The organism is Peribacillus folii, assembly GCF_030271255.1.
Taxonomy (GTDB): Bacteria; Bacillota; Bacilli; order Bacillales; family DSM-1321; genus Peribacillus.
Map to the genome: position 1 here is coordinate 114,147 of NZ_JASJOM010000005.1, position 23,411 is coordinate 137,557.

21 protein-coding genes are annotated in these 23,411 nt (G+C 41.6%); 4 read left to right on the top strand and 17 right to left on the bottom strand.

The genetic code is table 11. From position 1 onward, the window contains the following. Positions 1–60 precede the first annotated feature (60 nt). Positions 61–1,260, top strand: a complete 1,200-nt coding sequence (locus QNI08_RS09830) for an MFS transporter (protein ID WP_285767249.1) — start codon at positions 61–63, stop codon at positions 1,258–1,260. 146 nt (positions 1,261–1,406) lie between these two features. On the opposite strand, the gene QNI08_RS09835 is transcribed toward QNI08_RS09830, so the two are convergent. The 8 genes from QNI08_RS09835 to QNI08_RS09870 all read right to left on the bottom strand — a co-directional run bounded on the left by QNI08_RS09835 (position 1,407) and on the right by QNI08_RS09870 (position 8,989). Then, positions 1,407–1,673 (bottom strand): hypothetical protein, encoded by a 267-nt coding sequence (locus tag QNI08_RS09835; RefSeq protein WP_285767250.1) that lies wholly within the window; start codon positions 1,671–1,673, stop codon positions 1,407–1,409. Positions 1,674–1,830: 157 nt separating this feature from the next. After that, the gene (locus QNI08_RS09840; protein ID WP_285767251.1) at positions 1,831–3,549 is read right to left on the bottom strand and encodes an ABC transporter ATP-binding protein; all 1,719 of its coding nucleotides are present in this window, start codon (positions 3,547–3,549) and stop codon (positions 1,831–1,833) included. 123 nt (positions 3,550–3,672) lie between these two features. Then, positions 3,673–4,695, bottom strand: a complete 1,023-nt coding sequence (locus QNI08_RS09845; protein ID WP_285767252.1) for an ABC transporter substrate-binding protein — start codon at positions 4,693–4,695, stop codon at positions 3,673–3,675. A 16-nt stretch (positions 4,696–4,711) separates the two neighbouring features. Further along, positions 4,712–5,473, bottom strand: coding sequence for an ABC transporter ATP-binding protein (locus QNI08_RS09850; RefSeq protein ID WP_285767253.1), 762 nt, complete (start codon positions 5,471–5,473; stop codon positions 4,712–4,714). A gap of 3 nt (positions 5,474–5,476) precedes the next feature. Further along, positions 5,477–6,544, bottom strand: coding sequence for a FecCD family ABC transporter permease (locus QNI08_RS09855; RefSeq protein WP_285767254.1), 1,068 nt, complete (start codon positions 6,542–6,544; stop codon positions 5,477–5,479). Between the two features lie 198 nt (positions 6,545–6,742). Next, a complete protein-coding gene (locus QNI08_RS09860) occupies positions 6,743–7,570 on the bottom strand; it encodes a MetQ/NlpA family ABC transporter substrate-binding protein (protein ID WP_285767255.1) in 828 nt (275 codons plus the stop codon). A gap of 14 nt (positions 7,571–7,584) precedes the next feature. Then, entirely contained in the window at positions 7,585–8,247 is a 663-nt protein-coding gene (locus QNI08_RS09865; RefSeq protein ID WP_285767256.1) for a methionine ABC transporter permease, read from the bottom strand. Further along, positions 8,240–8,989 carry a methionine ABC transporter ATP-binding protein gene (locus QNI08_RS09870; protein ID WP_285767257.1) on the bottom strand — a complete coding sequence of 250 codons (750 nt, stop codon included), beginning with the start codon at positions 8,987–8,989 and terminating at the stop codon, positions 8,240–8,242. Before QNI08_RS09870 ends, QNI08_RS09865 begins: the two co-directional genes overlap by 8 nt. Before the next feature lie 349 nt (positions 8,990–9,338). On the opposite strand from QNI08_RS09870, the gene QNI08_RS09875 reads away from it, so the two are divergent. Beyond that, on the top strand, positions 9,339–10,112 hold the full coding sequence (locus QNI08_RS09875; protein WP_285767258.1) for an alpha/beta hydrolase: 774 nt from the start codon (positions 9,339–9,341) through the stop codon (positions 10,110–10,112). A 702-nt stretch (positions 10,113–10,814) separates the two neighbouring features. Here the strand turns inward: QNI08_RS09875 and QNI08_RS09880 are convergent. The 9 genes from QNI08_RS09880 to QNI08_RS09920 form a co-directional block, all read right to left on the bottom strand. Then, positions 10,815–11,501, bottom strand: a complete 687-nt coding sequence (locus QNI08_RS09880; protein ID WP_285767259.1) for a cell surface protein — start codon at positions 11,499–11,501, stop codon at positions 10,815–10,817. A 923-nt stretch (positions 11,502–12,424) separates the two neighbouring features. Continuing rightward, complete coding sequence (locus QNI08_RS09885; protein ID WP_285767260.1) at positions 12,425–13,720, bottom strand: hypothetical protein; 1,296 nt, start codon at positions 13,718–13,720, stop codon at positions 12,425–12,427. Positions 13,721–14,230: 510 nt separating this feature from the next. Further along, positions 14,231–14,689, bottom strand: coding sequence for an SRPBCC family protein (locus tag QNI08_RS09890; RefSeq protein ID WP_285767261.1), 459 nt, complete (start codon positions 14,687–14,689; stop codon positions 14,231–14,233). A gap of 208 nt (positions 14,690–14,897) precedes the next feature. Next, on the bottom strand, positions 14,898–15,872 hold the full coding sequence (gene glpX, locus QNI08_RS09895) for a class II fructose-bisphosphatase (RefSeq protein WP_285767262.1): 975 nt from the start codon (positions 15,870–15,872) through the stop codon (positions 14,898–14,900). 131 nt (positions 15,873–16,003) lie between these two features. Next, positions 16,004–16,654 (bottom strand): dihydroxyacetone kinase subunit DhaL, encoded by a 651-nt coding sequence (dhaL, locus tag QNI08_RS09900; RefSeq protein WP_285767263.1) that lies wholly within the window; start codon positions 16,652–16,654, stop codon positions 16,004–16,006. A 13-nt stretch (positions 16,655–16,667) separates the two neighbouring features. After that, complete coding sequence (locus tag QNI08_RS09905) at positions 16,668–17,672, bottom strand: dihydroxyacetone kinase subunit DhaK (protein ID WP_285767264.1); 1,005 nt, start codon at positions 17,670–17,672, stop codon at positions 16,668–16,670. Then, positions 17,656–18,138, bottom strand: coding sequence for a ribose 5-phosphate isomerase B (gene rpiB, locus QNI08_RS09910; protein ID WP_285767265.1), 483 nt, complete (start codon positions 18,136–18,138; stop codon positions 17,656–17,658). Before rpiB ends, QNI08_RS09905 begins: the two co-directional genes overlap by 17 nt. Positions 18,139–18,235: 97 nt before the next feature. Next, positions 18,236–19,507 carry an MFS transporter gene (locus QNI08_RS09915; protein ID WP_285767266.1) on the bottom strand — a complete coding sequence of 424 codons (1,272 nt, stop codon included), beginning with the start codon at positions 19,505–19,507 and terminating at the stop codon, positions 18,236–18,238. A gap of 75 nt (positions 19,508–19,582) precedes the next feature. Further along, a complete protein-coding gene (locus QNI08_RS09920; protein WP_285767267.1) occupies positions 19,583–20,707 on the bottom strand; it encodes an MDR/zinc-dependent alcohol dehydrogenase-like family protein in 1,125 nt (374 codons plus the stop codon). Positions 20,708–21,070: 363 nt separating this feature from the next. Between QNI08_RS09920 and QNI08_RS09925 the strand changes: the two genes are divergently transcribed. Together QNI08_RS09925 and QNI08_RS09930 are read left to right on the top strand one after the other, a co-directional pair. Continuing rightward, entirely contained in the window at positions 21,071–21,865 is a 795-nt protein-coding gene (locus QNI08_RS09925; RefSeq protein WP_285767268.1) for a DeoR/GlpR family DNA-binding transcription regulator, read from the top strand. 242 nt (positions 21,866–22,107) lie between these two features. Further along, a complete protein-coding gene (locus QNI08_RS09930) occupies positions 22,108–23,373 on the top strand; it encodes an ATP-binding protein (RefSeq protein WP_285767269.1) in 1,266 nt (421 codons plus the stop codon). The last annotated feature ends 38 nt before the right edge of the window (positions 23,374–23,411 follow it).

Sequence of the window (23,411 nt, forward strand, 5' to 3'; positions counted from 1 at the left end):
GGTAAATTGTTTATCTGCTCTGTGACACACATTTATATTCAGCTAAGAAAAGAGGTTTTTATGCACACCACAGAATTAACGAAGCGACATTGGTTGCTCATCTTAACACTTACTTTATTAACCTTCGTTCTCGGGACAAGCGAATTTGTCATCGTCGGGATTTTAACCGATATTTCCTCGAGTCTTCATATCACCAATGCTAAAGCTGGCACACTCGTTTCTGCGTTTGCGCTTACGTTTGCCGTTGCCACACCGCTCGTGATGTCAGCAACGAGCCATTTGCCGAAGCGTAAATGGATGTTGTTTCTAATTGGTTCGTTCATCGTCCTGAATGCGCTGTGCGTGCTTTCGTCGAGCTACATCATGCTTCTTACACTACGGATGCTGACGGCGATTGTAACAGGCGTGTTGATTTCACTTGCGATGGTCGTGGCAAGTGAAACCATGCCAATCGCCAAACGCGGACTTGCGATATCATTCGTTTTCGGCGGCTTTACACTGGCAAACGTGATTGGTGTACCGATAGGCACGGTCATCGCCGAGTGGTATAACTGGAATGCATCCTTCCTGTTAACGACTTTTCTCGGAGCCATTGCGTTTTTGGCATCCTTCTTCGTGCTGCCTGTCATGCCCAGTTCCGTTCGCAGCTCGATGCGTGATCAATTTTCCTTGCTGACGCACCCGCGAATCTTGATGGCCTTTTTCATTCCATCTCTTGGCTTTGGCGCGACATATGCCGTTTATACGTATCTTGTTCCGATCCTGAAAGGGATGGACGCACCAAGCAGTTCGATCAGTTTGATTTTGTTCGGCTACGGATTCATTTCGATTTTCAGCAACATACTTGCAGGGAAAATTGCCAGCCATAATGCGATTGGACGCCTTCGGTTCGTGTTCCTTTTGCAGGCAATCGTTCTGATCGGTTTATATTGGACAACGAATAGCTTTACCTTTGGCTTGATTAACATTGGGTTGATGTCACTGATGGCCATCCTTTTGACCACCTCCACCCAGCTTTATTTGATAGATCTTGCCGGCATTTATCAGCCAAAGGCTACGGGGCTGGCGGCTTCACTGATGCCAGTCGCAAGCAATGTCGGCATCGCCTTCGGCTCCGCACTCGGCGGCGTCGTCTATCATCAGGGAAATTTGCTGAATGTGACATGGGTCGGCGGACTGGTTGCCATTTGTGCAAGTCTGCTAACCTTCTTAAGTTTTCGCTTGGACCAAAACCAACAACAACAAAAGAAAGCAGCATAAGACAGAACTGCGAATGCCATGAACAAGAAAAAGAAGTATCAAGAACGTTGAGTCGTTCTTCAATACTTCTTTTATTTATCAGGATTTCATTACTCGCCTTTTTTACCAAGCACCACCGCCAAGGTAAGAAATATATAAGGATAGGTTCATACAGTAAGCTCTAAACAACCGATACTTCCAAAAACCAATATATCTGGAGAATGACCATCTAAATAATATCCTTTTCCAGTCATATACAAGCCAACAAGAAGATACGTTAGGATCGATATCCCCATTAAACCATAGCCTATGATCGTAAATGTAACTTCTGTGAAGCTATATACTAAAATACCGATATATAATAATCCAAGCAGCAATAAAATCGGTATGTAAAACGGCTCATATAAATAGTCACTCATACTTTCAATTAGCATCTTCTTAAACCTCCTGTTCTGGCATAATGATAGCAAAATAATCTGGCCGGTTCGTTCCAAAAATGAAACAAAGTATTTCACATTTGGAATTTTCAGCTCGTTTTCTGAGATCATCCCAAAATGAAAAACCCCTGACAAAAGTCAGGGGTTTGATTTATTATACCCATTGAAATTGTGCTTGATGAAGTTTGCTGTACTTTCCGCCGACTTCAATCAGCTCATGATGGGTTCCTTGTTCGGTTATTCCCTCTTCGGTGATGACGAGGATTCGATCGGCATTTTTGATCGTCGCCAATCGATGGGCGATGACGAGTGTGGTTCTCCCTTTGGATAGTTCGTTCAGGGCTTTTTGGATTGCTGCTTCCGTTTCCGAATCCAAGGCTGATGTGGCTTCATCAAGGATGAGGATCGGCGGGTTTTTCAAGAACATGCGGGCGATGGAGACCCTTTGTTTTTGACCTCCTGATAGTTTGACGCCGCGTTCCCCGATCAATGTGTCCAAGCCATCCGGCATATTGTGAATGATCTCTTCTAGCTGGGCGCGTCTTACTGTATCCCAGATTTCCTCGTCGGTTGCATCCAGTTTTCCATAGGTAAGGTTGTCCCTGACCGTTCCATCAAAAAGAAAGACATCTTGCTGGACGATTCCGATATGATGACGCAGGGATTCCATGGTCATGCTTTTGATGTTGATGCCATCGATTGCGATCTCTCCTGAATGAATATCATAAAATCGCGGAAGCAAGCTGCAAATTGTCGTTTTTCCAGCTCCGGACGGGCCGACCAGGGCGATGGTTTCGCCGTTGTTTACGCTGAAAGTGATATGGCTGAGGACGTTTCCTTTTCCCTCATAACCAAATGTGACGTCTTTGTATGTGATGTCTCCTTTTACCTGCTTCACCTCAATGGCATCCGGGGCATCGAGCTCATCCGGTACCGTGTTCAGCAATTCCTGATAACGGCGGAAGCCGGCGATCCCTTTTGGATAGGTTTCGATGACGGAGTTGATTTGGTTGATCGGTGTCAGGAATACATTGGAGAGCAGCACGAAGGCGATGAATTCACCAAATGTCATGTGTCCATAAATGACGAACCATGTGCCGCACCCTAGGACGAATAATGAAATGATCTTCATCAGCATATGGCTGATCGAGAAATTCCAGGCCATGACCTTATAGGCAACAAGCTTCGTTTTACGGAAACGGCCATTGTTCACAGCGAATTTTTCCATTTCGTGGGTTTCGTTCGTAAAGGCCTTGACGACACGAATGCCGCTGACATTATTTTCGACTCTTGCATTGAAGTCTGCAATATCCGCAAACATTTGATTAAAAGCATGTGACATTTTTTTACTAAAGTAGATGGATAGGCTAATCAGGAAGGGAATGATGATGAACGTCAATAAAGCAAGCTTCCAGTTGATGGAGAGCATTAACCCAAAGGCGCCAAACAGTGTCATCACGGCAATGAACAAGTCCTCGGGACCATGGTGGGCAATTTCCCCAATGTCCATTAAATCATTGGTCATCCGTGAAACGAGGTGTCCTGTCTTCGTATTGTCAAAAAAGCGATTGGACAGCTTCTGCACATGATTGAATAGCTTTTTGCGCATATCTGTCTCGATATTGATCCCGAGCATATGCCCCCAATATGTAACGACATAATGCAGAAAGGCCGTCACTACATAAATGCCTAATAACGCAATGCACGCCCAGATGATGAAGGTCCAGTTACCTGTAGGCAATAAATCATCGATGACCTTATTGAAGGCCAAAGGAAAGGCGAGCTCCAGCAAGGCCGCCAAAATTGCACAAGAAAAATCCATGATGAATAACCATTTATACGGCTTATAGTAAGCAAAAAAGTCTTTTAACATGATAGCCAGGAGTTCCCCCTTTACAGTAAGAAAGGAGATGCTCGTGAAAGTAACTTATTTTCAACGAAGATCTCCCTCTTTGATTCCATATCATACTCTTAAACTAGCTTGTTTAGGAAAGGATCATTTAAACAAATCTGGATGCATTTCCTTCGCTAGCATTTCCATTCCTTCTATCGTGCTGTAGCTATAGCTGAACATATAGTTGTAATCGACTGCATAGATTTGTTTGTTTTTGATTGCTTTCATGCTCGATAGCTTTTCATTCGCATAAAGTGCTGCTTTAATCTTATCTGCGCTTACTCCATCAGTGGTGCTCCAATCTGGAATGATCAATACATCGGGATCAGCCTCGATCAGCCTTTCCACACTTACTTCACCAGTTTCATCTTTAAAAATATTATTGAGTTTCACCATAGAGAATGAGTCATTAAAGAAGGTTTCGTCATGAGCTGCATATACATAAACTTCTTTTGGATCACTCATATGTAAATAAGCAAACGTTCTTTCTTCTTTAATGCTTGATAATTTCGAAGTGATCGAATCTTGTTTAGTCTTTAGTTCTTTAATGAAGCCATCTGCCTTGTCTTGTACATTAAACAGATTGCCGAGGTTTTCGATATCTTTATAAATCGAGTTATACGTTCCGCCCGTGACCGATGAATTCAAGACGTACGTTTTCACACCCATTTCATTTAATGTATCGACTGTTCCTACTCCCCAATCAGCGTTGTCAAATAGACCGCCACGGCCGTAGACTAAATCTGGATTCGTTCCTAATGTAACTTCTTTTCCTACATACTCGTCGCTCAATATGTTGAGTTTTTTGTATTCTTTTTCAACCGCTTTATCCGGTGCACCGAAGTTTGCGCCGACGCCGACAATTTTATCAGCCAATCCTAGGTGCAATAACAGTTCCGCTGCCGGTCTTGTATTGGCCATGACACGTTCGGGTGCTTTATCGAAGACTTGATCCTTTTTCTCCCACTTTGTTCCGCCTTCAGCTTTCGTGAAGTTTTCAATGGTTAATGGATATTGGCTTTTTGGCTCCTGTTTCTCTTCAGAACTGGTTTTGGTAGAATTTCCGCAGGCTGATAGCGTTAACATGGCCGCCAACCCGACTCCTAGTAATAATCTCTTTTTCAACTGTATTCCTCCTATTTTATACGCCATACGCAAAACCTAATCCATTCGTAACGGGATTGATAAACGTTTGGCACTTGATTTTATATAATGCCTCGACCGTTTCCGGTGTCAGTACCTCTTCCGGTGTACCTTGAGCATAGACCTCGCCGTCCTTTATTGCATAAAGATAGTCGCAATAATGGGCAGCCATTTCCAGGTCATGAAGGGCAGCGAGCACCCCAATCTGTAAATTCCTTACACATGATAAAATTTCGATCTGATAGCGGATATCCAAGTGATTCGTCGGTTCATCCAGTATCATGAATTTCGGTTGCTGGGCAATCGTCCTCGCTAAAATGACCCTTTGCTTCTCACCGCCGGAAAGGGATAGGAAACTCCGCTCCTTGTAGTCCAGCAGATTGGTTCGCTCCAGCGCTTCCTCAACAATCAGGAAATCTTCTTGTTTATCGGACTCCAGCATTTTCTTGTGGGGGGTCCTGCCCAGCATCACCATCTGGTGCACGGTCAGATCGAAATTCACTTCATTGAATTGGCCGACGACACCCAATTGCTGTGAAACCTTCTTTTCAGAGGTTTTCAGAACATCCATATCGTCCAGTAGAACGGTTCCCTTAGTAGGGGCCAGGCTTTTATAAATGCTTTTTAATAGCGTCGATTTCCCGCAGCCATTCGGACCGATCAAACCAACAAATTGCTGTTTCTTCACTAAAATCGAAATGTCTTTGACAATTTCCTTCTTGCCGATTTTTATTCCCATGTCTTTCGCGATTAATTGCATGTCTCACCCTCCGAAATTGTAGCCTTTTTTCACAATCATGTAGATGAATAGCGGCGAACCAATGACAGATGTAATGATCCCGATGGGCAATTCCACATTGGTGATCAGCGTTCTTGACAAGATGTCTGCCCAAATCAGGAACAGTCCGCCCAGCAGGATGGTTCCCAACATTAACCGTTTATGATCCGCACCGAATATTCCCCGGGTTATATGAGGGACAATCAACCCTACAAAACCGATCATTCCTGCATAGGCCACCATCGTTCCCGTAATAAGGGCGGTGACGATCATATAAAATTTACGGTAGACACTTAAGTTAATGCCGAGTGTGATAGCGGATTCATCGCCTAGCAGCATCGTATTCAGCACTCGATGCTGGAAAAGGAACAACGCGCATCCGAGCAAAACGATGATTGCCAGGATCGGTGTTTTCGCCCAGCTGGATGATGCCAAGCTTCCCATCGACCAGAACGTGACGGTTTTGATGCCCTCCGCATTGTTGGCGAAATAAATGATCAGGCTCGAAAAGGAACTGCATAATGCGCCGATGACTACGCCTGATAAGACGAGCTTGACGGATGTTGCTTTACCGCCGATACTCGATAAAACCAGTACCGCTATCGACGTCAGCATCGCCCCCGTAAAAGCACCGAATGCCACCCCAAATTGCGATAGGATCGCGCCGCTTCCAAGTCCGACAAGGATGGCAAAGGTTGCCCCCAGGGAAGCTCCTGATGAAATGCCCAGGATATATGGATCAGCCAGCGGATTTTGCACGACGGCCTGCATTACCGCTCCGCACAATGAAAGCCCCATGCCGATCAGCAGGGCAAAAATAACGCGAGGCATTCGAACCTGTAAAATAATATTTAAATAGGATTCATTTTCGACATTCAGTGTACCCCATCTGCCATTCGTCAATGTATGAAGCATGATCTCCATCGATTGCTTAAAAGGGATATGCACCTGCCCGATCGATACCGAGTAGACGGCGGATACCATGATCAACCCTATTAAAAATAAAATAATAAGATAATAGTAATTACTTTTACTTACTCTGTTTGTAGCCATTCCCTGCTACATTCACCTCCTGTATGATGAATAAATTGGACTAGATATATTTGATAATGATTATCATTCTCGAAAATCATCATAATATGTAACTTGAAATAATACAACATAATTTTTTTAAAAGTCGATTATTTTTTCTTTAATAGAACACGAAAAAAGGGCCATTCCCAGTGGAATGGCCCTTTCGCTGCCTACCATTTAAAAGGCTGGTATGGCCGTTTCGCTATACTTTTCTTCTAAGAATTTGCGTACCTCAGGGCTTGTCATCGCCTTTGCCAGCTTTTGGACCGGTTCGGAGTCGACATTATCCTTGCGCGCCACCAATGTAATCGCAAAGTCATTCTCAACACCCTCGGTGAGCAGGGCATCGTTCTTTGGTGTCAGCCCAAGCGGTGCTGCGTATGCAGGTGTGATCACGATCGCATCCGCTTCATCATACGTTCTTGCCAGCATTAATAAATCCACTTCTTTGAATTTATAGTTTTTCGGGTTTTCCTTAATATCGGCCATCGTATAGTATGGTCCCTTTTTTTCCTTCAACGTGATCACTTTATGCTGTGCCAGCAAGGATAATGACCGATCGATGTTCGACACGTCGTTTGCAATTGCAATGACGGCACCCTCCGGCATTTTATCCATGGAGTCGTATTCCTTGGAATATACGCCATAATTGGCGAAATAGATCGGTTTCACTGGAACAAGCTCGGCATTTTTGTTGCGGTTGAATTCCTCCATATACGGAACATGCTGGAAGAAGTTCACATCGACTTCTTTTGCCGCCAGTGCCGTGTTCGGCTGCACATTATCACTTAATATGACTATATCGAGGTTAATGCCTTCCTTGGCTAGCTTTGGTTTAACCAACTCTAGTATTTCCGTCATCGGGGGAATGAGCGAGGCCACTTTCAATGTTACCTCTTCCTTCTCCTCTTTTTGCGCATGTTCTTTCTCTTTTCCTTCATTCGCCTTGCCGCACCCTGCTAAAAACAGCATCATTGCTGCCATGAGAAGGAGTAATTTTTTCATGATGGTTTCCTCCATTATCTTTTGTCGATCATTCTGGCTGTAGCTGTACCTATGAACTGGATTAGCTGTACCAGGATGATCATAATGATGATCATATAAATCATTAATTCTGTTTGAAACTGCTGATAGCCGTACCTGATGGCAAAATCGCCGATGCCGCCGCCTCCGACCACTCCCATGATCGTTGAATAGGAAATGAAGCTGATGATCGAAGTCGTTAGTCCGAGGACCAGTCCGGAACGAGCCTCCACGTAAAGAAATTTAAAGATGACATCCTTCACCGAAGCCCCCATCGAAATCGCTGCTTCGATCACACCCTTCGGCACGTCCAATAAGGATTGCTCGACCAAGCGCGAATAATGGGCAATCGCAATGATCGCCAATGGAACGCAGGCCGCTGCTGTACCGATCGCCGTGCCGATCAAGAGTCTCGTAAAGGGGATCAAAAAAACGACCAATAACAAGAATGGAAAAGAACGAATAATATTGACCAATAAATTCAAGATCGAGAAAACCGAGCGATTATCAAGCAGCTGGCCCTTCCGGCAAAGAAACAGCAACGTCCCGACTGGCAAGCCAATCACGATGGCAGCTAAAATGGACACACCAACCATCGTAATGGTTGCGGCAATCGACTGCCAGATTTCTGCCTCATATTGCACCAAAATCTCAGGCATGACCGATCCCACCATTCCCTGTTAATTGTTCGATGAAGTATTCTGGACGATCATCGCTTTTTTCGATCCCTGTGGGTTCAATCGTGACCGTGTCATGAATCTCTCCAGCTGCCATGACCGTTACACGCTTGCATATACTTTTGATGACCTCCAGCTCATGACTGACGATCACAATCGTTACTCCGAAGCGCTCGTTTATACTCGCCAGCACCTCCAAGATTTCAGCCGTTGTATGAGGATCAAGGGAAGAGGTCGGCTCATCGCATAGCAGCACCTGCGGGTTATTTGCCAGTGCCCTGGCAATGGCAACACGCTGCTTTTGCCCCCCGCTCAATTGTGCAGGATATTTCCCCATCTCCCCCTCCAATCCGACGAAACGAAGACACTCTGCCACACGGCTCCGACGCTCTTTTTTTGGGTAACCTGCCAGCTCCAACGAAGCGGCCACATTGTCATGAACCGTTTTGTTTGCGACAAGATTAAAATGCTGAAAGATCATCCCGATCGACTTCCGTGCCTCTCGAAGTGCTTGATTGTTCAAGGCTGTCAATCTTTGTCCGTTGACCTCCACTTCGCCCACATCCGGGTTCTCGAGCAAATTCATCAGCCGCAGCAGCGTTGATTTCCCTGCTCCGCTTGCCCCGATTATTCCATGGATTTCACCTTTTGGTATGGTCAAAGTGACAGACTTAATGGCCTGAAACTGTGAAAACTTCTTGCTCACTTGATGCAGGTTGATCATAAAATCCCACTTCCTACTTGTTGAAAGTAATATATTGCCCAAAGAAACACAACGGATACATCATTTTATCAATTAATGAGGGCCAATTGCAAAGACACAAATTAACAGGTGAATACTTCCAGAACCCATTCAGCTCCTCCTTTCCATTTTAAAAAAAAGCCGACGATACACATCTTGGCTTTTCTTAGAGACGATTTAGATAAGAATGATTATTATTAAACTTGCATGATGAATTTTTCTCTCCATGAGTTCAATCACGTCTTTCAAAATGATGACACGTGTATTATAATCATAGTTGATAATGGTTATCATTATCAACTATTTCACTCAAGTAAACGGAGGCAACTGCATGGTTCGATACGTTACGAATAAAATTGCCGACTATGAGGTATGTGTCATTCTGCCCTCTAGTTACGATCACACAAAGAAATACCGGACGATTTATATGCATGACGGGGGAGAAACGGCCAAGCAGGCTGTCAATCATATCGACCATTTGATTCTTTCCGGTCAAATTGAACCACTGATCGTCATTGGGATTGATTCGATCAATCGCAATGATGACTATACGCCTTGGGCAGCCCCTTCGCTCGCTCCGCATCGCGGTGGCTTTGGAGGTCACGCAGCTGCTTATTTACATACGGTCGTAACCGAAATAAAGCCTTATATCGATGTCCATTATGCAACGAATCCCGCACCTTCCCATACAGCCATTTCCGGCTGCTCCTTGGGTGGACTCGTTTCGATTTTCGCTTCATACTATTATCCGGAGGTATTCCATCAATATATCTCGTTATCCCCTTCCTTTTGGTACGAGGATGTGCTTCGCTACCTTCAAGGCGAGAAGATTGAACGACAAGGAAAAAGCTATACCAAACCAACGGTGAATCGCCAAAATCATCAGCTCTATTTATATGTGGGCGAACTAGAGGGCATCTATAAACAAACGGCACAAAAGCATATGGTCGACTATACAAAGAAGGCCCACCTTGAATTCATCAAGGAAGGCTATTCGGAAGATCATCTATCATTCGAATCTGATCCAGAAGGAACGCATGACGATCTTTTCTTTTCCACCTACTTCGTTCATGCACTTCGCCGGTTATTTGCGATAAAAGCTTGAACAATCCCCAAAACAAAAGCCGCCAAGTCTTGGCGGCTAAAAGCTTTATTTAGTGGAGAAGCGAAGACCATACTCATGTGTCCGGCACTACTACCCTTATTAATTCACTAAACCAGTTAATACTTGAGCAATATCCATCAGTTGGCGGACAACATCACTTATTGCTTTTGTCATAAATATTTGAACCACGATTAAAATGCTTAGTAATAGTAAAAGAATTATCTTAAAAGTCGTTGAATTCATGTATATATCTCTCTTTTTAAAGTTGCTTTTTTATTTGCATTTTGTTTGAAGCTGGCTAGTTAATTGAATTACCTCTAATTCATTGTAATCGAGCTAGATCCGTTTTACCAGTATCTTCGTTTTTTTAAGATAAGGGATTTGATCATGCACCAAATGCTTTTTTCCAATTGTCAAAAAAACATTAAAACTTCTGTAAATACATTAAAAGGAATAGTATAATTTTAATTTTTATTAAGTTTCTGAATACCAATGTGCAGAATCAAACCCACTGCAGTGGTAATATTAAGAATCACTGCAATTATTATCAATAACCAGTGTAACGGTTCTGGCAATGTAGTTTGACTTATTGTTAAAGTACCAAGACGAGCCACCTCCTTTTTAACTTTTTATACCATAATAGTATTATACTTTCTTTTTCCAAAACACAAAAGCTTACGAAAACAGCCCTTATAAAAAAACTTATTGTTCAGCATCAAATTCAGATTCTGAACGGTCTCTATCAGTAGGTATTTCATTTTCATAGGCATTTTCATACTCTGAAACTACCTCTATAGCTTCCTCATTCAGTGAAGCTTTACCTTTTACCATTTTTTCACTAGTCACATCTTGCTTAATCCCTTCAACGTATTCATTTGAATTGGGACCTAATACTAATAAAGATTCATCATCTTGTGCATACGCTAAAAAAACATATGATTTTCCTTCTTTAGGTAGTGAATCATCTTGATACAGTACAACAGAAGAACCATCTTGATTTATCCCTCCAGCCTTTTGAATAGATATTGAGGTATCTGTAACTAAATCTCCCTTTATATTTTGCAGCACAGTAACTTTGTAATTGGTATACGGTGTTGAAACCTCTTTAGTACCTTCTCTAGTTTCAATGGTTACATGATCTTTGTATATAGTATCGATATCTTCATCAACTCGGCCTATAAAAACGTAATCTGCATCACCTACAGTTTCTTTTGGATTATTCACATCTACCGCAAAACTACCATCCATTCGAATGACCTTTAGATTTTTTTTATCCTCTGGACTTATATTACTTACATCTTTCTGGGTATTTGAACAAGCTGAAACGATCAAAGAAAAACTAACCATAAATAACAGTGAAGCAAGTATCTGAACTTTTTTCTTACCCATCGTTTTCATTTCTCCTTTTTTGTTAGTATTTCTTATAAGCAGAGGCATAAGAAGCTTTATCATTTGCACTTAATGATGTCTTTGTAGAAACATCTCTAATGGCATAATAGCCGAAGATTCAAATTTTTAGGTTCCAATTTTGAAATGAAGAACTCCAAAATTGGAACACCTCTCCTTCGTTTCTTTGATTCACTCGCAAATTATGAATGATATCTTTTTAAATTTCTTCTTTGAACCAATAAAAGATATAAGGGTTAATTCTACAAAAATAATTACTAATATTTTAAAAAATAAAATTAGTACACTTCTTAGTGACACCTTTTCCCTACAAATAAAAGAATCCATCTTGAAAAATACAATCAAGATGGATTCTTTTTCAGCAAATTTTCAAAAAAACAGAAGAAGATAAGTTATTTTATTTTGTTATTATAGAACCTCTCTATTACTTAAATGGCTATCCTTCAACATCTTCATATTATTTTCCTGAAAAATCACTACTAGCATTACTGGAAAATTTATATTGCTAATAGCATCGGGGTTTTCTGATTTTTTGTTCATGAACCCATAAGTAAATTCAGAAAGCTCTACAAGGATCATAAAATTACGACTACCCACTATAGTTTCGTTTTCGTGATCCCCTTATTGATTCAATAAACCAGGTAATGTTTGAGATATATTTTTCAGTTGGTCAATAACATCAAATACTGCTTTTGTCATAAATATTTGAACCACGATTAAAATGCTTAGTAATAGTAAAAGAATTATATTAAAAGTTGTATTATTCATGAAAACTTATACCTCTCTTTAGTAAGTGGCCTTTTTATAATCATAACTTACATCAGATTTAGTCGTTAGTGTTATATAATTATCTCAAATTTACCTACAACCGTTAATCCAGCTCTAGCATAAGTTCCTGTGGAAGCCTACCCAGCAGCAGGGTTAAAGGTTTTTCCACTTATATTTCTATTTAAATCCATGGCTCCATCGTTTAACTGCCATCTAGCATAATCATATGCCAAACTAGATCGATCATCAATTTGTAGATTTTCCCCGAAGTCCATGGAAATCCCTACTGAAAACGGATATCCTAGTGACATGCTAACAGAAGACGTCCCTTGGTCACCCATAGGGCCCCAATCGTCTAAATGATCTGTATCTGCAGGTATATCTATATCCGTATAAATAGATCTAGCCCATAACCCTTTATAACTTGTGACTTGAGTTATAGGTTTTAAAGTGAAATAATCATATTTTTTACTCTTTTCGCTATTTTGCTTGTACAAATGCCAATCTGTATCCATTCTAGCAACCAAAAGTCCAAGACGATAGCCTTTTTCAACAATATTATATTTGTTTTTAACTCTTACATTTGCTGCTTGTACTTTATTAGTAGTAATAAAAGTAGAAGCAGCAGTCGTATTATTTTCTTGATTAGGTTCATTTTCACTATCAATAATCTCTGTTTGAGTATTTAACACCTCTTGTAACACCATTCCTTTTGTGTTGGGAATTGAATTACCATTTTCATCAAAATTATTAATAGATACATCTACATACTGAAGTTTTTGATTGTTATCTATTGTATACCCTATTACATGACTTGTATATTTAGATTCAGCAGCATCAAGTGAACCTTTTTCATTCCCTTCATCGTCTGTAAGTTTTTCGTCAACAACTTCTTTACCATTTTCAATTGCTTTTTTATTCAGTTCTTCTTCACTCAAACCAAATTCTAACTGTCCATTATTCTCTTTAACTGCAAGTTCATCTAATTCAAAGATCTCTTTATATTCCTCGGCTTGAACATCACCGTAAAGGAATACTCTTTTACCACCTTCTAATTCCGCTTTCAGAAAATCTTTATATAAATCATTACCTTCAACAACAGCGACATCAGCAGCAATAGTACTTGATTTCTCTAAATCTCTTTTATTTTCGGGGGAAACAACGCTAACGTTCAATTCGGTGTTATCGACTTTATCTTGAATATCTTTAAACTCCGGATCAATATTTTCTTCAACAACAGTATTAACGGTTTCTTCTGTGCTTGTTTCATTATCAGTAATAATAACTATATTCTTTTCTTCCGATAAATCATTTATGGTTTCTTTCCTATCATTAGCTTTGGCAAAGAAATTAACTGAATAACTACTAAAGAAAAAAAGCAAAGACAAAGTTACAACTAAACTACCTTTTAATATTTTTTTTGTTTTACTCAAAATATACCCTCTCTATTCTAATAAACATACATGTTATGTATAAAGTTACACATATTATATTATTTGCATATTTGGTCAATACGAGGTGTTAATAACCTCAAGTACCCTCGATAAATTAATAGGCGAATCATACATATTTTCATATACTTCTATTCTCTTAACAAAACACATAAATTACATACCATCATTTACTGTTTTTACATTCTCTTATCCTCCTTTAATAATTTTTGCTTCCATATTCACATAATAACCAAGAACTAGATTTTTTAGGATCCAATCTTGAAATGCAAAACTCCAAAATTGGAACACCCCTCCTTCAATTTTGTGATTCACTCACAAAAACCGAAAAAGAATAATAATTACTGTATACTCATCTGATACATTTCCCCCACAAACAAAAAATCCCCTGACACTAGAAGTGCCAAGGGTTTGAAATGTTAAATAGTTTTTATTACCTACATTTCACAACTTGATCAAATTCTTACCTACAGTTTTTTTAGTAAACTTAAATCATTCCCCACCCGTTTCCGCTTCAGCTACCTTCTTGAAACGTTCCAAAAACTCAACGACCACTTTATCGGTAGCAAATATCAATAGTAACTTCAGGTACCATTTTAACGGGCGGCTGGTGACGGTGTATGTAAAGGAAGTTTGGCTGTCGTTGATTTTATTCAATTCATACAATGCTGTTATCTCAAACATTTTGGCCAGGATGAAGCCCACTTTTAGCTTTTTCTCATCAGGTTCATTGGTATACGCGAGTGTTTCGATATCATATTCCTCTGTTCGTTTGCCTTCTCTATATTTCTGGCGATATATACTCCCGACCACTTCCTCCGTTATTTTGATCGGCTTTTGTTCAATCACTTGGGGCATGATTTTTTGCATATTTTCTAAAGAACCGTCAAGATACTTCCATACATGCTCGATTGGTGCATTTATTTCGATTTCTTTTTTCCACGATTTCACTGAATATCACCTCTGTCTTAATTATATTTACTTTTATAGGAAATTCCAAACAGTTTATTTTACATCAAAAAAATCGTAAAAGTGCACCTTTTACGATTTGACAGGAGGCATAAGACATTCCTAACCTTCTTATGCCAGTGTACGCTGCGCTTCAACTGCAAGCGCAAGCGATGCTTCTTTGATTGAGGGGATACCTCGGTCCCCATTTTCATGTGTCTTGGACGTTGTGGCGCGCTTCTACAAACTGCGATTGCTCCGCTGTTGCAACGAAAGAGTGGGTAATCAGCTTATTGTTCCTTTTTCTGCGGACACCTTTTAATAAAGGGCCGTCTGTGATCCCGGTTGCGACGAAGAAACAATCATTGGTTTTCACGATGTCATCGATCGTCAATAGGGCATGGGGGTTGGATATCCCCATCTTCTTACACCGCATCAGTTCCTTTTCAGATTTGGGAACAAGTCGACCTTGAAAATCACCGCCAAGGCATTTCAATGCAACTGCAGCAATCACACCCTCGGGGGCACCGCCCGTTCCGACAAGGATATCAACATCCAATTCGTCAACCGCTGTAGCAACAGCTCCTGTAATATCAACATCTGAAAATAATCGAACTTTTGCGCCGAGATGAAATACTTGCTTCATTAAATGATTGTGACGCGTTCGTTCCTGCATCATGACGGTCAATTCCCTCACATCCTTGCCCAGCGCCTTTGCGACGGACTTCATGTTTTCTGTAAGCGAAGCTTCGATATCGATACTGCCCTTCGCACCCGGGCCGACTGCAAGTTTTTCCATGTACATATCAGGGGCATGCAAGAGGGCACCGCGTTTAGCCACAGCAATCACTGCCAGCGAATTATCCTGTCCTTTTGAAACGAGGGTCGTTCCTTCTATCGGATCAACCGCAATATCTACTTGAGGTTCAGTGCCAGTACCAAGCTTTTCACCAATATACAGCATCGGCGCTTCATCCATTTCCCCTTCGCCAATGACGATTGTTGCATTCATATTTATGCGGTTCATCTCTTCACGCATGGCTGTTGTTCCGGCCTTGTCCGTACCGATTTTGTCGCCTTTCCCAATCAAGGGATATGCTGCGATCGCCGCTTTTTGAGCAACGACCAGAAAGTCACCGGCCAGTGATTGAACATTTTCAGTTTGCTTGATGTTCACAATAGACAACACGAATCAGCTCCTTCCTTTTTCATGAATATGTATTTTTATCCACACACAAGCGAAATTCAGCTGCATATTTCCATTAACTTTAATCGGAATAATCTAATTATTTTTGATATGTGATTGAATGTCGTGCATCATACTGTTTGAGCCGATGTAATGGTTGTTAAAAATGTGTGGAGAATCATGTAAGAGGATGCGGCACCAGGATCCTTCGTTCCAAGGGAGCGTTCCCCAAGACGGCTTGAACGTCCGCGCTTAGATAGCATTCCTGTTGTTGACTCCATTCCTAGCTCTGCCGCTTTCACCGCTTCCGTAAAGGATGCAACGAAGTCATTCGTATGGGCAAATTTCGTTTGCAAACTCTCAGCTGCTGGCTGCAGGGTATCTATCATCGTTTTTTCGCCAACTTCCGCTTTGCCGCGTTCCTTAATCCCATCCACAAAAGCGACCCAGAAATCCCTTAATTCTTGATCACCAAGTTCCAATTTTCCTTGAATTGCTTTCGCGCCCCTCATAAAACCAGTTGCATAAAGAGGACCAACCGATGAACCGACGGCACTTAAAAACGTACGACCTGCTAACATGCTAATTTTTGCGCAATCCTGCTCGTCTTTGAGTTCGCCATCCAGTTTTTCGTTAACAGCCTGCCAGCCAATGGACATCGTGACCCCATGATCGCCGTCACCCAGCTTCCGGTCCAATTCACACAAATAATCTTTTTGTTCTTCCATCATCGTGACAACGTTTTTTAAAAAGGTCTTGAATTCTGCCGCTGTTATCTTCATCGTTAATTCCTCCTTATTTTTGGACATACAATGGGCAGTCTGCAGGATGATCGATGAACGCTGCCAATTCTTCATCTAATCTTGTAATCGTGACAGACGCACCGCCCATTTCAAGAGATGTGCTGTAGCTTCCTACATATGAACGGTGAATGATAATGCCTTTGTCACGTAAAATGTGTTCAACACGTCTAAACATGATATAAAGTTCCATATTCGTTGTGGAGCCTAATCCGTTTACAAGAACGGCTACTTTTTCGCCTGATTCTACTGGCATGTCTATCAAAATATCATGCATAAGGCGATCGACCACCTGATCAGCCGGCAGCAAGTCACCTTTTTCGATGCCAGGTTCACCGTGGTGGCCAAGGCCGATTTCCATCTCGTTATCAGCAAGTTCAAAGCTGGGCTTTCCTGTCTGTGGCAGTGAGCAAGGTGTTAAACCGACGCCCATTGTCCGCGTGTAATCGTTTGCTTTTTGAGCCACTCGTACAACATCCTCCAAGTTATACCCTTTATCCGCTGCAGCCCCTGCTGCCTTCGTGACGAAAAATTCCCCTGCAATCCCTCTGCGTTTTTGTTTTTCTTCTTTTGGCGCGGAAGCTACATCATCCGTTACAAGCACGGATCCAACACGGATATCGCTTTCAAGATCAGCCAGTTCTGCCGCCATGCCGAAGTTCATTACGTCCCCGGCATAGTTGCCATATATATAAATAACGCCCTTTCCTTTATCGATGGCTTTCGTCGCTTCCAAAATCGGATCTGGAGGAGGAGAAGCAAAAATATTCCCTACGGCAACGCCATCAGCCATGCCAGCACCCACATATCCAATAAATGCTGGTTCGTGGCCCGATCCGCCGCCAATGAGGACGCCTACTTTTCCGTTTCTTGTTTCCTTCGCGGTAACAAGTGCCCGATCGTTTTCAGCTAATTGCCTTACATGTTTCGGGTAGGCTTTTATATATCCTTCAATCATTTCTTCCACGACTCTTGTTGGATCATTAATGAGCTTTTTCATGTTTTGCTGCAGCTCCTTTCAAAAAATCCTGCTCTTTATCCATTATTTGCTGAACTTTTCTTGCTGAGTTACCACCCGGAAAATCAGACGCTAAATACACCTTCACTATATTTTTGGCCGTTTCGATCCCAATCACCTTTGCTCCCATGGTTAACACTTGAGCGTCGTTACTTTTTTGTGAACGCTCCGCTGAGTAGGTGTCATGGCAAAGTGCTGCACGAATGCCCGGGACCTTTCCTGCCGCAATTGCCATTCCGATACCTGTACCGCAAACTAAAATGGCACGATCCAATTTTTGTTCATTAATGTCATTAGCTACTTGAAAAGCCACTCCTGGATAATCAATCTCCGTACATGAATCTTCCGAACCGTAATCGATAACTTCGTGTCCCAATTCTTGAATATACTCTTTCAAACTATCTTTCATATCAAAAGCATTATGATCGGAACCTAACCCAATTTTCATTATACAACGCCCTTTCAGTTTTTTTTCGCTTAATATTCATCATTATCAGCTTCATTTTTTCATTATTAACTTCATTATCAACGTTCAACAATGAGATTCATTGCACTACTTGAACGTTAGGAGACGTATCCACTTTTTCTGCTTCCATTTTCTTAGGTAATGTAACAAATTTCATCATGAACGCACTGATCAAATACAATCCTGTATAAATCCAAATTATTCCTGCCGTTCCGACACTGCCAATGAAAAGACCGACAAGAGCCGGACCAACGAATGTACTCAGGCCGGCACCCAGGTTCAGAATGGACATGGCAGCCCCGCGGTTTTCCGGGGCAAGTGATGGAATTAATGCAGAAAGGGGCACGTATGCAGCAAGGCAAGCACCGAAACAAATGGCAACGAGTGTTGTCGCCATGTAATTCGCTCCAAGGAAGAAAGGAGTATAATAGAGTGCCGCTGTGAATACAGCACACCCTACACCGCCAAACCACATCACCGTGTTACGCCAGCCGAATTTATCGCCGATAATGCCCCATATCAGATTAAAAATTACATTGCTGGACCATAATGCGCCATAAATCTGCAACCATTCAGTTCGGATAAATCCAATTTCCATCATATAAGCTGGCAGAAACACAACAAATCCATATGCACCTGCCGTGTTGATCGTACGAACGATACCCCCAAGCCCGACTTTCGGACGCTCAAAAGCTATCGTGATTCCCTTGGAAATATATTTAAATGCTTCCGCTTTAGAAGCGAATTTCCTTCTATTACTTCCGTCATCTTTGTTTAAGGAAATGGCAATTATGGCTCCAAGTGTCACAAATACAAGGGCACTCCAAAGCGTCTTCCATTCTCCTAGATAAGAAAGGGCAAAGCTGGAGTAATAGGCTCCAAGAACATTCAACCCTCCGGCAAACGAGACCCAGAACCAGCCGACAGCCGTTCCCAGCCTTTCTGCCGGTGCGTAATATGTCAGCCAAACGAGGAAAGAGTAGGCAAACAAAGGGTAACCAAGTCCCCGAAGTGAATAGGTAGGGATCATGATTGCTAGATTCATGGTAGGAAGGCCGACGGTTAAAAAAACGAGCGTTCCCGCTATGAATAGGGCTACCCCTAAGGACATGGCTTTGCGGGGGCCCAATACTTCAGCTAGTACGCCGGAAAGCCAGGCTGCGATGGCAACCGCGAACCCATATACACTGAATAGAAGGGCAGATTGCTGAACAGTTAATCCATTATCGATTAAATAGGAAGATAGCCAGCCTAATTCCAACCCGTCACCCATCATGAACAGCAGTACACCAAGATACCCCATGGCCATTTTGGAATCCATCCCCAGCTTTCCTAATAGTCCCTGATTCATCGTTTTTCCTCCTCTTCTTCTCTTTTCATCTACAGGTTCCGAAACAAAGAAGGAACCCATTTGCCTATGATCGTGTTATAGATTTGGGTTCAAGATGACCTTTAATGACTCTTTGCCGCTTTTCACTAGTTGGAATCCTTTCTCGAATTCTTCAAGTGGAAGTTCATGTGTGACAACACCTTCTGTAGGAAGATCGCCATTGGCAATCCCTTTGATAACAGGCTCGTAGCAGTATGGACCAAGATGGGAACCGAGTACATCCAGTTCTTTCCGATCACTGATAATGCTCCAATCCACTGTTACCGGTTCTTTGAATACGCTGAATTCGACGAAACGCCCCAGTTTACGAATCAAGTTCAACCCTTGCTCAACGGATTTTTGCGCTCCAGTCGCTTCAATATAGATGTCACAGCCGTAACCGTCCGTCAGCTCTTTGACAATTGCGTTTACATCATCTCTTGCTGGGTTCAATACCATATCCGCCCCGAATTGCTTCGCCATTTCTAACCGCTCTTCAAACAGATCGAGTACAATCAATTTACCAGGTCCTGATTTCTTGATTGCACCTATCATCCCCAGTCCAAGTGTTCCGGCCCCTGCCAGTACAACAACATCTCCCAATTGAATTTGTGCACGCTCTACAGCATGATAGGAACACGCATATGGTTCTATCAAAATAGCTTTTTCGATTGGAAGGTTTTCCGGCACGCTATAATTAATTGCTTCTTTTGTAAATTTCATATATTCAGCCATACCGCCGTTTACATTGTTCTGGAACCCATACAAATCATGTTTTTCACACATCCAATATTGTCCTCGATTACAGAAGCGACAGTCCCAGCAAGGAACAATCTGTTCGGATATAATACGGTCACCAATCTTGAAATCGCCTTTGACTCCCTCACCAAGTGCGACAACATGACCGATGAATTCATGGCCCGGGATCATCGGGGCTTTTATGTAGGCTGGCTGCTGATCGTCACCCCAAAAGCTTGGCGCCCCATCGAACGCTTTCAAATCTCCGGCACAAATGCCGCATGCTTCGACTTTAACTAAAATTTCTCCATCCTCGATTTGCGGGACAGGTACTTCTTCAAGGCGGTAATCACCTGGGGAATAGGCCACAACTGCTTTCATCGTCGCAGGGATGGATACACTCTTTTCATTTTCCTGTACTGCTGTTTCATGACTTTGAACCATTCTACATCTCTCCTCGAATATTTTTTCTTGGATAACGCTTACATAATCGGTGTAAAATGAAATTTTTCAATCATACCTCATGTTTTTTACAGTTTTTCTCTTTTTTCTATTTTCAGTATATTACATTTATTGTTGGATGGTCAATAAATACTTTCGTTTATTTTCATTATATTTTTCATTTGTTTTCGTTTTCTAATTACTTTAGATAAATTCACAAAAATGATGTATGATGATAATGAAAAGAAAATTCAATCAATCGTTTCCATTCCGCCTCTTTTGAATCTTAAAGACTTCTCTTATATGTATTTCAGTAAGCCCCTTTCGCAAGTAAGGATAAAATAATTCAGGTATATAGGTGATAAAATGAAAAAAATGTTTGCGTCAGAACGAAGGAAAATCATACTTGAAAAACTAACAGATCAGCATCGCGTGACCATCAAAGAACTTTCAGAAGACATTAAAGTATCTGAAGCGACATTACGCACGGATTTATCGAAAATGGAGGAGGAAGGTCTTCTAAAAAGGACACATGGAGGAGCCATACTATCGGATAAGCAAGATAGCGATACAAGCTTCACTACACGAGAATTAAAGAACCGCCATGAAAAGGCTGCCATAGCCAAGAAAGCAGCTGAACTTCTTTCAAACGGGCAATGCATCATGCTCGATTCAAGCTCGACCGCTCTTGAACTTGCACGCACCATCAAAGACATGCCGATCAGGCTGACCGTTGTAACGAGTGGCATCAATACTGCCCTGGAATTAAATGAAAATCCCCATATTACTGTCATATTATTGGGAGGCATCATCAAAAAAGGGTCCTTCTCCCTCGAAGGCAGCTTAGGGATTAATATTCTAAATCAAATTAATATCGATCTGATGTTTACGTCCGCTAATGGGTTTTCTTTTGAATCAGGATTAACGGATTTCAGTGTATATGAGGTCGAACTGAAAAAAGCCATGGTCAGCGCCTCCAACAAGGTGGTTGCCTTGCTTGACCATACCAAAATCAATAAAAATTCAATAGCCTCCTTTGCTTCAGTCAAACAAATCGATACGATAATAACGGATGATGATGTGACAGGAAGTTACATAAATAATCTCAAGGAACAAAATGTCAAGGTCTTGATGGTATCAACAGATGAACATCTTAATTAACCGCTTCTTAGCCTATTTGAAGTGACTTTCTCTAGTTGGCATGATTATCGACATCAAAAGTAAAGGCTTTGGAATGAGGAATTCCAAAGCCTTTTTCAATTGATTCGCGATCGTTGACTTACACTGCGAATCAATCATTCTTTTTCAAAATATCGTTCTTACAATAAATTACTTTATTCAAATTCTCCTTTTTAGTGTTATTCTTGTAGGTAGACCAAATTGTAATTTTTCAGGAGAATCCGATGAATTTCACTTATATGAATCAACACATTTTAGATAACCTCTTTTATATCCTGGTAAGTATTTTAATTTATTCCACATTATTAGATCACGGCAAGAAGTTAAGTCAGTATGGCAAGGTCCTGATCACTACATGCATGAGCATTCCCATTCTTTTATGTATGAAGTTTCCTATTTATATCGATGAATATTGTGTTCATGATCTCAGGCAAATCCCTTTTATCATCGGGACACTTTATGGCGGTTGGCCTGTCGGTGCTGTCTTATTGGTCATTCTCTTGACTGGCAGGTTTGTTATGAATGGCTTCAATCTCCTTACTTTACTTGTTTATCTTGTTATATTCGTCATTACGGCACTATTTTCTGCTAAATTCAATGCATTTAACAGAAAAAGTAAGCTGAATAGCTCGATCGTATTGATCGTGTTCCTGGGTATCCTATCCAGTTTCCTTGCACTCGCTATGTCTGATTCATTCCAAATAACCGAGGCGTATATCTTTTATTTCATCATCCTTCCGCCTTTCATTATCGGTTTAGCTGTGTATATCATAGAAATTTTAAAGGATGCGATTTTAATCCGAACACAAATGGTGCGGCTTGAAAAGATGGAAGTCGTCAGTCAGCTTGCGGCCAGCATCTCTCACGAGGTCAGAAACCCTTTAACGGTAGTGAAAGGATTCGTTCAGCTGCTAAAAGCACCCGATCTTACCCAAACCGAAAAAGAGCAATATATCCAGCATGTCGTTCGGGAGCTTAATAGTGCGGAATCGATCATTAGTGAATACTTGGCATTCGCCAAACCTGCCCACGAAAAGGTCGATACCATTTCCATCGACCGTGAAATAGGCTATTTGATTGAAATGATTAAACCTTTAGCTAACATGAATGTGGTTACAATATCCGAACAGCTGACCCCAGGTATCACCCGCGGCAATATTCAGCATTTTAAGCAATGCTTCCTCAATCTGATTAAAAATGGGATCGAGGCCATGCCGAGCGGCGGGGAGCTTCGCATTATCTCCTATGTAAATGATGATGACATCATTATCGAAATCAGGGACGATGGCATCGGCATGAACAAAGAACAAATCCATCGTTTTGGCGAGCCGTATTATAGCTCCAAAGAGAAAGGGACAGGGCTAGGTTCGATGGTCGCTGTCAAAACGATCCAAACGATGAATGGCACGCTTCATATAAATAGTGCCTCTCATAAAGGGACGACGATTACGGTAACGCTTCCTGTTTATCATGCAGTTTCCTCCATATAAGGAGAAGCTGCTGCTCCATTTAAAAAGTCCGCCATTTC

Coding starts and splice junctions, on each gene's coding strand:
- QNI08_RS09830 (WP_285767249.1), top strand. CDS start 61: ATGCACACCACAGAATTAACGAAGCGACATTGGTTGCTCATCTTAACA.
- QNI08_RS09835 (WP_285767250.1), bottom strand. CDS start 1,673: ATGCTAATTGAAAGTATGAGTGACTATTTATATGAGCCGTTTTACATA.
- QNI08_RS09840 (WP_285767251.1), bottom strand. CDS start 3,549: ATGTTAAAAGACTTTTTTGCTTACTATAAGCCGTATAAATGGTTATTC.
- QNI08_RS09850 (WP_285767253.1), bottom strand. CDS start 5,473: ATGCAATTAATCGCGAAAGACATGGGAATAAAAATCGGCAAGAAGGAA.
- QNI08_RS09855 (WP_285767254.1), bottom strand. CDS start 6,544: ATGGCTACAAACAGAGTAAGTAAAAGTAATTACTATTATCTTATTATT.
- QNI08_RS09860 (WP_285767255.1), bottom strand. CDS start 7,570: ATGAAAAAATTACTCCTTCTCATGGCAGCAATGATGCTGTTTTTAGCA.
- QNI08_RS09865 (WP_285767256.1), bottom strand. CDS start 8,247: ATGCCTGAGATTTTGGTGCAATATGAGGCAGAAATCTGGCAGTCGATT.
- QNI08_RS09870 (WP_285767257.1), bottom strand. CDS start 8,989: ATGATCAACCTGCATCAAGTGAGCAAGAAGTTTTCACAGTTTCAGGCC.
- QNI08_RS09875 (WP_285767258.1), top strand. CDS start 9,339: ATGGTTCGATACGTTACGAATAAAATTGCCGACTATGAGGTATGTGTC.
- QNI08_RS09880 (WP_285767259.1), bottom strand. CDS start 11,501: ATGGGTAAGAAAAAAGTTCAGATACTTGCTTCACTGTTATTTATGGTT.
- dhaL (WP_285767263.1), bottom strand. CDS start 16,654: ATGAAGATAACAGCGGCAGAATTCAAGACCTTTTTAAAAAACGTTGTC.
- QNI08_RS09905 (WP_285767264.1), bottom strand. CDS start 17,672: ATGAAAAAGCTCATTAATGATCCAACAAGAGTCGTGGAAGAAATGATT.
- rpiB (WP_285767265.1), bottom strand. CDS start 18,138: ATGAAAATTGGGTTAGGTTCCGATCATAATGCTTTTGATATGAAAGAT.
- QNI08_RS09915 (WP_285767266.1), bottom strand. CDS start 19,507: ATGAATCAGGGACTATTAGGAAAGCTGGGGATGGATTCCAAAATGGCC.
- QNI08_RS09920 (WP_285767267.1), bottom strand. CDS start 20,707: ATGGTTCAAAGTCATGAAACAGCAGTACAGGAAAATGAAAAGAGTGTA.
- QNI08_RS09925 (WP_285767268.1), top strand. CDS start 21,071: ATGAAAAAAATGTTTGCGTCAGAACGAAGGAAAATCATACTTGAAAAA.
- QNI08_RS09930 (WP_285767269.1), top strand. CDS start 22,108: ATGAATTTCACTTATATGAATCAACACATTTTAGATAACCTCTTTTAT.